Below are 13,694 nucleotides of genomic sequence, written 5' to 3'. Positions count from 1 at the left end.
TCAATAATAGATTGATAATCAAGAATAAAAAACTAATCGATCTTACTTTCAATCATTAAACCAGAAAACCTTGTTTGAGATCCTTTAAATACTTGTGGAAGTTTTTCATGCTTTCATCGGTCATCATGTAACCTTCCCTATTTGTAGGACAGTTCCGAGTTAGACAAAATTATTAACTTTGTTTGGCATAGGAAATAAAATGAAAAAAAAAGTACACAGTGAGTCAGAGAAGGTAAAGGCAGTCCATCAACTTGAAAGTGGGGTGGATGCCGCAGTTGTAGCTCGTGACTACAATATATCCAGGGCTACCCTTTATAATTGGAAGTCCAAGTATAGTGGAATGGAGATCAGTCAGGTTAAACGTCTCAAAGAGCTTGAAGATGAGAACCGCACGTTGAAACAGATGTATGCTGACCTTGCACTTGACAACAAGATACTGAAGGAGGTCATCGAAAAAAAACTCTAGAGCCCGAGGTAAAGAAGGAATTGGCAGGAGATATAGTGGAAGAATATGGTGTAAGCATCTCTCGGGCGTGCAAGCTGATGGACATCCATCGCTCCTACTTCTATTATACTGACAAGAAAGATGACACTGAAGTTGAAGACGCAATCCGTGCTGCCGCCAACTTCGGTGATGGCTTCTGGAAGATTTATTCAAGGCTGAGACGTGAGGGTAAGACATGGAACCACAAGAAGGTTTACAGGGTTTACAAGGCAATGCACTATGAGAAGCGAAGCCGTTTGAAGAAACGTCTGCCTGCAAGAGTGAAGAATCCTCTGGTTATGCCTAAAGAGCCCAATGTTACCTGGTCCATTGACTTTGTCAGTGACAGGATTGAGTGCGGAAGACAGTTCCGTGTTCTTAATATCATAGATGATGCCTGCAAGATTGCCGTGACACAGGAGATATCGATGTCCATGCCGGCAAAGCGTGTCATCAAAGTTCTGGAAAAGGTCATATGGCTTAATGGCAAACCAAAGAACATACGCTGCGACAATGGTCCTGAGTTTATCGCCCAGGTGTTCAAAGATTGGTGTAAAGGCAATGAGATAAACATTATGTATACTCAGCCTGGTAAACCCACCCAGAACGGCTACATTGAACGCTTCAACGGAAGCTACAGAAGGGCTGTACTTGACAGATACATTTTCCGAAACTTGTCTGAAGTCAGGGAACTGACAGAAGCCTGGCGGAATGACTACAACGAAGAACGGCCCCATGAGGCGTTGGACAACATGACACCCTTTGAGTATAGGGAAGAACTGATAAAACGAAAGGAAGCAGTATGACAGATGTTTTGACAAGCAAAGGTAACACTAGCCACTACAGCGGTCAAGGCCAAGACGAGTGCCCTGGCGGGCAGTCTTGCCCGCTGTATCGTCTAGTATTGGGAGTGGCTTATCAAAAATCTGTCCGACATCATAACATTGTATACATAAATAACTAATTTAGCAGTCTAATCAAAGACTGTCCTAAAAAGGGGTAGCTTACAATCATAAACCTGATTCTAAATTCTAATCGGTCTTTTCCAATAGTAACAGCTCTATATCTGGACTTATCCCTATAAGCATTTTCTGGTATATTCATACTCATGTTGATCCTTTCCATCCCTTTCTCCAAGGCGGTTTCTCCCTGCAAAACTACGAATCCCCATATTAACAGGACAAAGGGAATCATTGGCCTTTGCTCATAACAATCAATTTTATGTGTTTAAGACTTAATACATGTCTTCTTTTACTTTCATGGAAACTAATTTCCCTTTTTGAAAAACAAGTTCTATACAGGGTGTTTCCATCCATGATTCAAAATTCTCTTCATATTTCCGTGCTTTTTTAATTAAAAATACATTACTTACCCAGATGGCAGGCATTAAACCCTCCTCACTTAGTATTGAATTAGGTAAATGATATTTTCTGCTTACATTTTTATTAAATTTGACTTGCGTTAGCTCTTCCATTAACCTATATTGCTCATTATTCGGGAAAATAGTGCTTGGGTCCTCGAAGAACTTTATATCGTTAAGATATAAAGTACTATCTATTAGCAACCAATGTGCATAATACGAAGTATTTGGGCCTGAAAGAATAAACATGCCTATTCCCATATAATCTTCCACCGGAACAAATTCATGATATGTATCATAAATGTCCTGGTAATTATAAAATACCTTTAAAGGGGATTGATCCATTAAATAAAATGATATTGAATCATTCAGATATAGCATATCTGATGTTTCCGCTAACTTCATAAAGTAAGAAACAACCTTATTTTTTGCTATAAGTTCATTCTCAGGCATTCTTTTCGCTTCACTCTCGTTACCATTGTTTTTGTTGTTTTGACAGTCTATTGTAAAACAAAGTAAGAGCAATATGGAAAAAAATATTTTGACTTTTTTCATTTTTGTAGAAAATTACATTCAATATCCCAGTAAATTTTTAAGACGATCATATTCTCTTTGTGTTGCTGCTTTATACTCATCGGATGCTTGAGAATAAGCAAATGTAGTCATTTCATATTGATATGCATAATACTCAGACTCAGGATTTCCGGCATCCTCAGGAGTCATTACATGATGATTTTCATGCAATAATGTGCATAAAAAATCATAATAATTATCTTGACCAAAACTTGGACTTCCTAAATTATATGTTATTTGACCTCCTTGTGCTTGTGCATACTTTCCAGGATCATCATAATAAGATACCCCTACGGTCCCTGAATAGCCTATGGAGTTAGCCATACTCGTTAAAACTCCGCCTACTACTGAGGGCGCAGCTTCAGAAAAAGCAATGGATTCACCTATAATTCCCCAGTTAGTTGCTACGCGAATATCACTTCCTGGTCCTGACGACCCTAAATAATTACCGGAATAATCATAATAGAAAGTACCCCCCATAAAATTTTGTTGCTCCATTTCATCAATAATTGGCATACTTATAGCCAATTCGTGTAAAAGTTTCTTTGTTAATTTTTTCATGACTTTATCTTTAAATTTTCAACAGTTTCCACTTCTCATATGCCGGCTTATCGCCATATGGCTGATCCAGAGGAGGCTATGGATACTCTTCTGTAGGTTCAACAATATGAATATGCTTTTCATTTTGTGACGGATGAAAATATTCTGGCATATTCACACTCACCTTGATCCTTTCCATCCCTTTCTCCAAGGCGGTTTGACCCTACAAAGCCACGGTGCTCCATATTAACAGGACAAAGGGTATCATTGGTCTTTATAATCAATTTTATGTGTTTTAAACTTAATACATATCTTCTCTTTCTCTCATGGAAACTAATTTCCCTTTTTGAAAAACAAGTTCTATACAGGGCTTCTTCGTCCATGATTCATAGCTTTCTTCCGGATATTGCCGCGGTTTTGCAAACCGTACTTGTTTAATTAGAAAGACATCACTTACCCAAACGGCAGGCATCAAGCCTTCCTCAGGCTGCATTGAATCGGGTAGCTCATATTTTCGGGCTAATTCCTTATCAAATTTGACCTGGGTCAACTCTTCCATTATTCTGTATTGCTTATTATTCGGAAAAACAGAATCCGGAACATTGTCGAAAAAGCGTATATCGCCAAGGTACAAGGTGCTGTCTAATAATAACCAGCGTACATAATACTTGTTACCCCGTGGAGGAATAAAACTGCCTAATATCATATCCATTTCCACGATAGCGAATTCATGATAGCTATCATAAATGTCCCGATAATTTTGAAATGCCTTTAAGGGCGATTTCTCCATTAAATAAAATGGAGTTGAATCATTCAGATACAGCACATCCGACGTTTCAGCCGATATCAGAAACTTAGAAGAAGTCCTTTCTTTCATGTCTGATACCTTTTCAGTCACCTTTTTTTCTTGTCCCTCTTTACTACTATTTTTGCTGTTTTGACAATTCAGTGTAAGGCAAAAGAGGAGGAATACAGAAAATAATATTTTTAATTTTCTCATATTGCGAAGAATTAGTTTTAATAGCCCAATTTATCTCTATAATGATTAAATGCATTTATTGCGTGTGTCTTGTACTCATCAGATGCATTAGAAAAAGCAGGTGATTGCAACACCGCTCTATATGCATAATACTCTGATTCATCACTGTCAGCATCATGAGGGCTATCTAAGTGATGTTTTTCATGTATTAATGTACACATAAAATCAAAAAAATTATTTTGACCATTTGGTCCAAAAGATGGACTTAATACATTCATTATTATTTTCCCATTTCTTGCTTCTCCATACTTTGCATGCCCTAGGTCCTCTACTTCTACATCTCCAGAAAAGCCTATACCCCCAGCCATAGATTGAAAAACAGCTTCAAGTACTTCGTCTGGATTATCATTTAAAGCAGTGGTTGAGTCTAAATTATTTATATCACTTGCTATCTTGATATCATTACTTGGACCTTGTTGCGTTAAATAATTGTCATAAGAATCAAAATAGAAAGTCCCTCCTACATAATTTTGCTGTTCAATTTCATCGATAATTGGCATATTTATAGCCAATTCGTGTAAAAGCTTTTTTGTTAATTTTTCATGTCTTTCTTTTTAAATTTTATACATTGGTAAAGATATTACAATGCAAGAATACGTGTTTTTATCAAAAAAACAATACCTAATACGTTAAATAATTCAAATATGCCAAATAAGATAGTATTTATATCGTTTTTATCAGTAAAAGTATCTTTGAATATAGTACTACCATGTTTGCCTAAATTATTCATCATTTTTTGTTTATCTGTAGCAGTTGTTTTTTGCATCGGCTATGTGTAGGGAAAAATAATTCTGAAAACAAATAGGTTTTCTAATTGTTTTGTTCTATTTTCGTCAACAGAAATGTCCTTTTATGCTTGTTATTATTTTTAAAATACATACATTCTATTGATAAACAATAAAATAAAATTTTTTCACATTTATTCGAAATAACTCAGGTCGTATTTTCCCTATTTAGGAATTAAATTCATTGTAAGCCGATCTGTTGATTTTCAATTCAATTAAAAATTGGATTAGCTGTTTTCCTATGTTTTAGAGAATTCCAACAACCTGATAAAGATGATACACAGAACAGAAACACTGGCCAGTAAAGTAAAATGAAGAATAAGCTTAAACAAAGGAAAATCTCGCAGGATAAAATTTCATCGCCAAAAAAAATGATGTTGGTATACAATACCTTCTCGAGCGAGGAATTATCCTTAAAAATCGTTGATGTTCCACCAGATTGGCTCATTACCACCGATCGGCAATGTTTTCAGCAGGCAGACATGGTCGTATTTTATCTTCCAGGTCTGTTGCAAGAAATGGACAATGATTTGGAGAAGTCGGAAAATCAGATATGGGTTGGCTGGTTTTTGAAATCAGACCTAAAATATCAGTGGATCAATAATCCGGAAATCATCGATATATTCGATGTGTTGAAGGATTACTCCCTGGATGAAATACAAAACGGATTTCATCTGGCGCGTCTATGCCGGAAAAAAGATGAAAAGAGTTTGTATGAAAATACAACGATGAACACACTTTGTCTGTATACTTTTAATTATCCCTACGGATCAGGAGAACAGTTCCTTGAAACAGAAATAAAGTACCTTTCAGAATCATTCGATCAAATTTTTATTATTCCATTGCAAATAACCGGAAAAAAACGCTATGTACCCGAAAATGTCGAGGTGATGAAGATCCATTTCGGAACGCCTCCGAAATCTAAAGAATTTGGAAATACCGGTAAATGGTTTATCTATTGCTTGAATGATATTATACGCAGCAAAAATAAAAAAAATATGTTGCATTTACTTTCTAAATTGTCGTATTATGCTGGAGTTTTATATGACTATCTTGACAGGAACAGGATAACAAACGCCGTTCATTACACCTACTGGTTTGACCATCACGCTACATTATTGTCTATTTTAAAATCGAAAAACAAGATACAATATTTCATATCGCGCGCTCATGGCTATGATTTATACAATGAAAGAAGAGAAGAGAGTTATATTCCCTTTCGAAAGTTGCAATTACAATATGCTACAAAGCTATATCTGGTCTCAAAAAATGGTTTGAATTATATAACGGAAAAGTATCCCGAATACAAGGCAAAATACAAACTTTCCTATTTGGGCATAAATAATGATATTGCTTCAACAGAAGGGAGACAAACACCTCAATACTTAGTCGTGAGTTGTTCCAGGATAGTTGACATAAAGAGGGTTGATAAAATTGTAGAATCGTTGGCCTTGATAAAGGATATTCCTGTAAAATGGGTTCACTTTGGAGATGGACCTTTATTTGAAGAAATAAAGAAATTGGCAGGCCAACTTCTTTCCGGCAATATTGAGGCCGTGTTCTATGGCCATGTAGACAATAAGGATATATATAATTTCTATCTTACTGAAAAGATTGACTGTTTTATCAATCTATCTTCCACGGAAGGTTTGCCTGTCTCGATAATGGAGGCAATCAGTTTTGGTATTCCGGTTGTGGCTACCAATGTTGGAGGAAGTTGTGAAATAGTTACAAATAAAGTTGGAATATTGCTACAGGCCGATTTTGAGATTGAAGACGTCAAAAATGCCATTTTGGAAATGCTTTTAACCAAATCAAGAAATTCTCTTTTCCGGAATGGCGTATATGAATTCTGGAAAGAGAATTTCAACGCTGAAAGGAACTATCCGGATTTTATCGATAATATTTTGAGTGATTGTAAACTCTTTAAAAGCTTGGAAAGTAATGAAGTATAATCCTCTCGTCTCGGTAATTATGCCTGTATATAATTATGGACATTTAATTAAGGAAAGTATTGATAGTGTGCTCGCTCAAACCATGCCCGATTTCGAACTGATCATCGTCAATGACGGTTCAACAGATAACAGCAGCGAGATAGCTCATTCCTATCTCGATAAACGTATCAAAGTCATTGATTTTCTTGAAAACAAGGGGTGTTATCCGGCAATGAATACCGGCATGAGAGTGGCAAAAGGTGAGTATATTTGCGTGGTGGGTGCCGATGATATAAATATGCCCGAACGTTTGGATGTACAATCCCGTTTTCTGGAAGAAAACAGGGAAGTCGGAGTGGTCGGAAGCGCATCCCGAATACTCAATGGTAATAATCCTCATTACAGGGAAACCGATTACGAAACTATCAAGGTCCTCTTCTTGCGTATCTGTTATTTGTGCCACGGTACAACCATGATAAGGACCTCCCTTGTCAAGAAACACGACTTATACTACAATGAAAAATATACCTATGCTTCCGATTATGACTGGCTGGCTCGGGCACTGTCCCTATCTCCGGGTACAAATACCAACGAAGTGCTGTATGAAATCCGGAGACATGCACGCCAAATCACTACCAGTAAAAGCAAGGAACAGTTTTTCTTTATTGAACAAATCCGTATCAAACAGCTTTCATTTTTCGGGATTGACCCGACCGAAGACGAAAAAGAATTACATCGCTCTTTTATCAGAGGTGTTATCGATCATCGTTTTGAAAAAGAAATGGTCGACCGGTGGATAGACAGATTATTGGAAGCTAACCAGGGAAGGCGATATTATTCACAACAAAAACTGGAGAATTTTTTACAGGCACACCGCTATCGATGTGTTTTTCAAACAAAGCAACTATGAATCCATATAAAATGATATCCGATACGCTTGACGTTTTTGTACGTCAAATTGCAAAAACAAGCTATTTAATTCCTCAAAACGGGCTAATGACAGGAAAAATGGGAGTTGCCATTCTTTTATATCGATATGGACGATATAGGAATGATCCAGAAATGGAGGAGTATGCTGACAGATTGATTGAACTGGTTTTCCAGAAAATAGGACAGATCAATGAAAAAGGTTTTGACAATGGAGTGTATGGTATTGTATGGGGAATGAATTATCTGATCAAACAGGGATTTCTACAGGCTGATGAAGACATATTCGATGAAATAGATACCGTTCTTTTAGATAAAGGTTACAGTGCATCTGTTTTGCAAGCTTTTGGCATTGAAGCGGAGAAAGGGTTATATATATTGGGCAGGTTCATTTCGGACATTTCCTCTACGGAAAATAAATGGTGCCAACATATCGAAAACTGTGTGAATCAGTTTTATAAAATATTGATTTCAAAATATACAAGTTTAGTATTACCCGTGTTTCCCTGTATATATTTGATTCGGTTTTTTCACGTCTGCCAAACAGTTTGGGAATGTGGTCTGTTTCGACATGAAATAGGTCTGTTGTATGAAGAAATACCTGAAATCGTGAAAGTTTCTTATAAAGAAGAGAAAAGTATTTCTGAAAAACATATATTGGCCACGTTGCTTGATGAAGTTCCGATGTTTGAAGGATGCGTATCTATTTGCGATATCCCACAATTGACGACATTGACGGAAGTTAATAATTTTTACCTGACCCAATTGATTCTGGATAGAAAAATACCAATACCGGAAGTAGTGAATAAATCGATATTGTCTATTGCAGAAGACCAGGAACGAATTAATGGGTTATTGGAGCAACTGAATCCATATTATGCCGGGCTGGGAAGTAATGTCGGTGGTCTGGCCTGGGCAATGATGCAATGGTGTATGGAACAGGATAATTGATTAATGAGTACGATTTGTTAAGAGACTGTAAAGTAAACTGTGTCAAAGAATAAATCATTTTTTTATTACTTTTACACAACAGTTTACATTATGGAAGATTTTGATTACAAGTCCCTTCAAGCCAAGGCGCTGGAGCAGCTAAAAGCAGGCAAGCCTCTTTTAGGAAAAGACGGTGCATTTGCGCCATTACTGGAGAACCTTCTGAATGCAGCATTGGAGGGTGAGATGGATGTTCACATGGATGAAGAGGAGCGCTTATCGGGTAATCGGCGTAATGGCTATAACCGCAAGCAGGTTCAGACTTCCCCGGGTGAGGTTACAGTTCACACGCCACGAGACAGGGATTCCCGGTTTGAACCGGAGTTTATCAAAAAGCGGGAGCGTATATTGGCCGAAGGTGTGGCTGACCGTATCATTGGCTTATACGCGTTAGGAAACAGTACGCGGGAGATCAGCGACTGGAAGGAGGAGAACCTGGGTAATCGGGTTTCAGCCGATACCATCAGCGCCATTACCGACAGGGTGCTGCCTGAACTTCAATCCTGGCGTACCCGTCCCCTTGATTCAGTCTATCCCATAGTATGGATGGATGCCATCCACTACAAGGTTATGGATGATAAAAACCGACCGGTTACCCGCGCCATTTACAATGTGCTCGGAGTTGACCGCAACGGGCATAAGGATCTGCTGGGAATGTATATTTCCAGGAGTGAAGGTGGTAACGGTAACTGAGAATGCAGTAATTTCGGTAAATGGAAGTGCAGTGTTTTCGGTAACAGCAATGCAGCACTTTCGGTAACAGCAATGCAGCACTTTCGGTAACAATGATGCAGTAATTTCGGTAACAACTGTGCATCTTTTGCAAAGGTAATTTATTCATTCATTTTTTCATTCTTTATTTCCATTTATTCATTCATTTTTTAGTTTTCAGTAAAAAATAGTTTTCCTGTTAATCATTCTGTAACTTTTGCCATCGAGTTGCAGGAGTTGACTTTTATAGAGCAATCTATCTAGAAGAGCCGTGGCCAGCACTTCGTCGTCAAGCGAACGAGCCCACTCTGCAGGAGATTTGTTGGTGGTGATTATAAACGAAGTGGATTCATATATGCTGTTTATAAAGGAAAAGAGAAGATTGCCTCCTTCACGAGTTACAGATATATTCATCAGATCGTCTATGACAATCACGTCCGCTGCAATCAGGTTCTTATATTCTCTTTTTGCACTGGCAACTATATTTTTCAACTTAAGGGTGGTGAGAAGTTCATCCATATTTCTGAAATAGGCTTTATACCCCTTATCAATGGCATCGGCACAAAGACCGGCGGCAATAAATGTTTTGCCAACACCACAAGGACCTGCGAGCAAAAGGTTGAAGCTTTCTTCCACCCAATGCAGTTCCCTAAGCTGGTTTAGTTGAGTTGCGCTCAAACCATTTGAGATGGAGTGGTCATACATGTCGAGATTATGTGCCAAGGGAAGTTTGGCAGCTTTTAAGCGTAAAAGTCTCTGTTTCTCTTCACGCGCCTTCACTTCTGACTCCAGCACCAGCGTCAAAAAATCATCATAACTGGGAGATTCTTTCTGTGCTTTGAGCAGGATATCCTGAGCATTGATCGTTAGTCCCGAGAGCCTGAGTCGTTTTGCATACCCTCGTATGGTTGTTAACTTATCCGGCGTCATATCACTTGCTTTTAAAGAGGTTTTGATAGACATCTATAGTGGACTTGTTTGGCTTGATATTTACCATCAATTGCGTTTCAGGTGTGCCAAGAGATTTGATCTCCACCTCATTATTATTCTCCTTGATTACCGCACCCGATGAAGGTATTGACTTAAAGTCATTCGCGCTGAAAAGGGATTTCACAAGGCACATATCCAGTGCTTTGTCGGTGTCTTCCTGCGCATACTTTGTCATGCAGTTCAACATGACCGATATCCGGTCCCTCATATAGCGAGGATAGCGTTCTTTTAATTTTGACAGGAAGATTTCAGCCCCTGATTGGTTCGTGAACTGAACCTTTACCTGATCACAGAGTTTTTGAATGCTCGTTGATTTATCACGCTGATGATTATAGTTGATGACTTTATTACCGCGCCCGGCTGGTATAGAGTGCTTTGCCAGAAGCTCTCCATCCATGGTCTTGATCACCAGGGTGTCATTTTCTTCTTCGACCAGAACCCTGGTCTCTTCACCACGGTATGTACCGAAAGGAAGCGAATAGGTGTTCCCTTTATAACGTAGGGTATTTGTTCTTTGAACTTTATGCCCTGACTCCAACGGGGAGGAAGTTACGGGTATGCAAGGTTGTAAATCCTTACATTCAGAACACCATGCCTGATAGGGTACCTTGCAGGTAATATTGTGAACCATGGCATTGCCTGTCCTGCTCAGCCAGTATTCAGCTTCCCTGTTAAGATTATCCAGATTGCTGTATGACCTGTTTAATAGAAAGTTCTGTTTGACATATTTGACCACGTTCTCTATTTTCCCCTTGCTTTCGGGGTCTGCTTTCCGGCAGAAAACGGGCTTGAACGGGCGGCTCTTAATATAACTGTTGAACACCTCTGTCATGAGATAATCCCCAATGTTCTCATCATAAAGAAAAACAGAATCCTGGTCATAAATAACAAACTTGGGTATTCCGTGGAAGAAACGAAAAGCAAGCTCATGAGCGTAAACAGCATTCTCGCTGGTGAAGGGTTTATCCTGAAACCAAATGAACTTGTAGCGGCTATATTCCAGAATCATAGCAAAAAAGTAAACTTTGACCCTTGAACCATCACCTTTTCGCAGCTTATGTTCACCGAAGTCAACCTGGGCATATTTACCCGGCGGCGTATCGGGTAGAGGGCCATACTCGCGCTTACTTACTTTTAACTTGGGAAGGTTATGTTCCTGGCGGATCTTCATCACAAAATTGTAAACCGTTTTGGATGTTACACGAGGAAAAGTAGGATAATGCTCTTTTAGCCAATCATGCATCTGTGCTGCCGATGTATCCTGAAACAGTCCAAGCCGTTCAACGATGAAGCCCCTGTATGGCCCCAAAATGCAGTCACGTTCGTTCAAGCTATTTGAGTATTGCTCGAACTCCTTGGGATCCATCTCAAGGTACTTCTTTACTGTTCTAAAATTGATCCCCAGATAATCGGCTATCCATTGAATCGATTTATGTTCCTCATGACGGAGCCGGTGAATAGTGTCATACATAATGTAACGATTTAGTGTTTTGTATTCCTTTTCTGTCATAATGCCTTTGCTTTAAAATTATGACTCAAAGGTGAAAATTATTCTCAAAAACACTGCACTATTGTTACCATTTTTACTGCACTATTGTTACCGTTTTTGCTGTAGTCTTGTTACCGTTTTCACTGTACTGAGATTTCCATTTTTACTGCATTTCTAATTTCCGGTAACAACGTTTCAGAAAGGACAAAAAAAAACCCCGGTTATCCGAGGGTCTAATGTTGATTAATTAAATGTAAAGGCAATGTTACATAGTTAAGGTAGATTCTTTCAATTCATTTGCCATTTTTTTAAATCCTTCTCTTACTTTAATGAATTGCTTTTGAGACATTCTTTTTGAACCTGCAGCATAATGCCTAAAGTTAGATGGGCTCATACCCATGTATTTTGCAGCTTTACTTTGATTTAAAAAATCAAAGTTGTTGAAAAAGCTTGGGAAGTCGTATACCCAATCTACCAATAGTTATGGAAATAATTCCTCCGGAGATGCTTCTTTCATTGCATCATAAAAAGCAAAACAATCTTTTTTTGCCTCTTCAACGGTAGATCCCGAACCGCCAAGATCAAAATGCTCGAAGGGATAGTCGCAAGTGCAAATATAACCCTCATTCTGAAATTGGGTTTTGGGGTTTTCGGAGCAGACTCAAAGGATATTTAAAGAAAAACATTTTTTAGACGACATACTCATTTGCAAAGTGAACCATCAGTTTATTTGGGAGTTGCTAAGTTCAATTTAGAAGTGCAACTTTCCCGGTAAGTTTTATATAGGTTTTTTAAACAAAACTATGAAAAGCACCGCAGGGGGTGCCAAGCGGTTGTGGGTGCGAAACCCCCAAAGAGTGTCAACCGGCAACATAATTTAATAACAAAGAAGACCGGAGTCTCCCTAAAATTAACTATCATATTGCTGGTTGACTCTACAGGTTGACTCTACACTGTGTTAAATAGGATATGCCAATTTATTTTTGTACCTTTGTAGGGTGAGCGAACAAGTTTTTATTGTATTTATTCTTTGCAATGTTTTGCTCTGACATCGATTTTCGGTTTTTCCCATCGTTTATATTGACAACAAATTCAACTTTCTTGTTCCACAGTATTAACCGGTTATGAACTTAACGCTGACTCACTGATTGTGAGATAGCATATTTCATATAAAAACTGCAGACATTAAATATTTTGCTTTCGCATATATGAGTCTACTTTTAAAACCCAGAAAATCAAAAAATACTAAAAATGCTTTGAATATCAATATCTGTTTTGGCTCCATTGCTATGAAAGAGTCTTTTCAGAGGATATTCTTAATAAAAAATAAAATATTTTAAATATAAATATGGCTAAATCAAATTCATTTAGTAAAAGAGAAATAGAGAAAAATAAAAGACAAAAGAGAAAAGAAAAACAACAGAAAAGAGAAGAAAGGAAAAACACTCCACCCAGCTCATTTGAGGATATGATAGCTTATGTTGATGAGAACGGTGTTATTACAGATACACCACCCAATCCTGTAATGAAGCCAAAAGTAAAGATGGAAGACATTGAAATATCTACTCCGAAGAAAGAAGATATTGAAGATCCTATATTAAAGGGTCGTGTTGAATATTTTAACCATGATAAAGGATATGGCTTTATTAAGAATGCAGGAAGTATGGATAAATATTTTTTTCATATCAGTAACGCACCTTCCTCCATTTCAGAAAGAGATGTGGTATCATTCGAACTGGAACGTGGTCAGAAAGGCATGAATGCCGTGAGAATCAGTTTTGCAGATAAGAGTCAGAGTCTTGAACCTGGCAATTAAAAATAAATAAAATAAGTTGACCTGAAAAATTCTCCATCTTTCATATTCTTTTGTTG

The 13,694-nt window shown here is 37.9% G+C and carries 13 protein-coding genes and 1 pseudogene; 7 read left to right on the top strand and 7 right to left on the bottom strand.

The genetic code is table 11. The features are described from left to right. Positions 1-199 precede the first annotated feature (199 nt). Together KDN43_RS15715 and KDN43_RS15710 are read left to right on the top strand one after the other, a co-directional pair. Positions 200-466 carry a transposase gene (locus tag KDN43_RS15715; RefSeq protein WP_238841705.1) on the top strand — a complete coding sequence of 89 codons (267 nt, stop codon included), beginning with the start codon at positions 200-202 and terminating at the stop codon, positions 464-466. Positions 467-486: 20 nt separating this feature from the next. Beyond that, positions 487-1,290: an IS3 family transposase gene (locus KDN43_RS15710; protein ID WP_238867539.1), complete on the top strand. Its 804-nt coding sequence runs from the start codon at positions 487-489 to the stop codon at positions 1,288-1,290. A 428-nt stretch (positions 1,291-1,718) separates the two neighbouring features. On the opposite strand, the gene KDN43_RS15705 is transcribed toward KDN43_RS15710, so the two are convergent. The 4 genes from KDN43_RS15705 to KDN43_RS15690 form a co-directional block, all read right to left on the bottom strand. Continuing rightward, entirely contained in the window at positions 1,719-2,399 is a 681-nt protein-coding gene (locus KDN43_RS15705) for a hypothetical protein (protein ID WP_238867538.1), read from the bottom strand. Between the two features lie 18 nt (positions 2,400-2,417). Next, a complete protein-coding gene (locus KDN43_RS15700; protein ID WP_238867537.1) occupies positions 2,418-2,978 on the bottom strand; it encodes a hypothetical protein in 561 nt (186 codons plus the stop codon). Between the two features lie 280 nt (positions 2,979-3,258). Then, positions 3,259-3,834, bottom strand: a complete 576-nt coding sequence (locus tag KDN43_RS15695; protein ID WP_238867536.1) for a hypothetical protein — start codon at positions 3,832-3,834, stop codon at positions 3,259-3,261. Between the two features lie 140 nt (positions 3,835-3,974). Next, positions 3,975-4,496 (bottom strand): hypothetical protein, encoded by a 522-nt coding sequence (locus tag KDN43_RS15690; protein ID WP_238867535.1) that lies wholly within the window; start codon positions 4,494-4,496, stop codon positions 3,975-3,977. A gap of 656 nt (positions 4,497-5,152) precedes the next feature. On the opposite strand from KDN43_RS15690, the gene KDN43_RS15685 reads away from it, so the two are divergent. The 4 genes and pseudogenes from KDN43_RS15685 to KDN43_RS15670 all read left to right on the top strand — a co-directional run. Continuing rightward, complete coding sequence (locus tag KDN43_RS15685) at positions 5,153-6,736, top strand: glycosyltransferase (protein WP_238867534.1); 1,584 nt, start codon at positions 5,153-5,155, stop codon at positions 6,734-6,736. Further along, the gene (locus tag KDN43_RS15680; protein ID WP_238867533.1) at positions 6,726-7,625 is read left to right on the top strand and encodes a glycosyltransferase family 2 protein; all 900 of its coding nucleotides are present in this window, start codon (positions 6,726-6,728) and stop codon (positions 7,623-7,625) included. The genes KDN43_RS15685 and KDN43_RS15680 overlap by 11 nt, the downstream gene beginning before the upstream one ends. Further along, positions 7,622-8,593, top strand: coding sequence for a glycoside hydrolase family protein (locus KDN43_RS15675; protein ID WP_238867532.1), 972 nt, complete (start codon positions 7,622-7,624; stop codon positions 8,591-8,593). Before KDN43_RS15680 ends, KDN43_RS15675 begins: the two co-directional genes overlap by 4 nt. Positions 8,594-8,683: 90 nt before the next feature. Next, positions 8,684-9,316: pseudogene (locus tag KDN43_RS15670) on the top strand (IS256 family transposase); the annotation flags it as partial. A 204-nt stretch (positions 9,317-9,520) separates the two neighbouring features. Here the strand turns inward: KDN43_RS15670 and istB are convergent. The 3 genes from istB to KDN43_RS16490 form a co-directional block, all read right to left on the bottom strand. Continuing rightward, a complete protein-coding gene (istB, locus tag KDN43_RS15665; protein WP_238867531.1) occupies positions 9,521-10,273 on the bottom strand; it encodes an IS21-like element helper ATPase IstB in 753 nt (250 codons plus the stop codon). A gap of 1 nt (position 10,274) precedes the next feature. Continuing rightward, complete coding sequence (gene istA, locus KDN43_RS15660; RefSeq protein ID WP_238867530.1) at positions 10,275-11,843, bottom strand: IS21 family transposase; 1,569 nt, start codon at positions 11,841-11,843, stop codon at positions 10,275-10,277. 244 nt (positions 11,844-12,087) lie between these two features. Then, a complete protein-coding gene (locus KDN43_RS16490; RefSeq protein WP_256448713.1) occupies positions 12,088-12,216 on the bottom strand; it encodes a hypothetical protein in 129 nt (42 codons plus the stop codon). Positions 12,217-13,170: 954 nt separating this feature from the next. Here KDN43_RS16490 and KDN43_RS15655 point away from each other — a divergent pair. Continuing rightward, positions 13,171-13,638, top strand: a complete 468-nt coding sequence (locus tag KDN43_RS15655; protein ID WP_238867529.1) for a cold-shock protein — start codon at positions 13,171-13,173, stop codon at positions 13,636-13,638. Positions 13,639-13,694: the final 56 nt, after the last annotated feature.

Origin of the sequence: Proteiniphilum propionicum (assembly GCF_022267555.1) — a bacterium.
Lineage (GTDB): Bacteria > Bacteroidota > Bacteroidia > Bacteroidales > Dysgonomonadaceae > Proteiniphilum > Proteiniphilum propionicum.
The sequence above is the reverse complement of the archived record's forward strand: the minus strand, read 5'-3'. Positions and strand labels throughout refer to the sequence as shown.

Bases quoted from the DNA above. Each gene is read 5' to 3' on its own strand.
- KDN43_RS15685 (WP_238867534.1), top strand. From the start codon at position 5,153: ATGATGTTGGTATACAATACCTTCTCGAGCGAGGAATTATCCTTAAAA.
- istB (WP_238867531.1), bottom strand. From the start codon at position 10,273: ATGACGCCGGATAAGTTAACAACCATACGAGGGTATGCAAAACGACTC.
- KDN43_RS15715 (WP_238841705.1), top strand. From the start codon at position 200: ATGAAAAAAAAAGTACACAGTGAGTCAGAGAAGGTAAAGGCAGTCCAT.
- KDN43_RS15700 (WP_238867537.1), bottom strand. From the start codon at position 2,978: ATGAAAAAATTAACAAAGAAACTTTTACACGAATTGGCTATAAGTATG.
- KDN43_RS16490 (WP_256448713.1), bottom strand. From the start codon at position 12,216: ATGAGCCCATCTAACTTTAGGCATTATGCTGCAGGTTCAAAAAGAATG.
- KDN43_RS15690 (WP_238867535.1), bottom strand. From the start codon at position 4,496: ATGCCAATTATCGATGAAATTGAACAGCAAAATTATGTAGGAGGGACT.
- KDN43_RS15705 (WP_238867538.1), bottom strand. From the start codon at position 2,399: ATGAAAAAAGTCAAAATATTTTTTTCCATATTGCTCTTACTTTGTTTT.
- KDN43_RS15680 (WP_238867533.1), top strand. From the start codon at position 6,726: ATGAAGTATAATCCTCTCGTCTCGGTAATTATGCCTGTATATAATTAT.
- istA (WP_238867530.1), bottom strand. From the start codon at position 11,843: ATGACAGAAAAGGAATACAAAACACTAAATCGTTACATTATGTATGAC.
- KDN43_RS15695 (WP_238867536.1), bottom strand. From the start codon at position 3,834: ATGAAAGAAAGGACTTCTTCTAAGTTTCTGATATCGGCTGAAACGTCG.
- KDN43_RS15655 (WP_238867529.1), top strand. From the start codon at position 13,171: ATGGCTAAATCAAATTCATTTAGTAAAAGAGAAATAGAGAAAAATAAA.
- KDN43_RS15675 (WP_238867532.1), top strand. From the start codon at position 7,622: ATGAATCCATATAAAATGATATCCGATACGCTTGACGTTTTTGTACGT.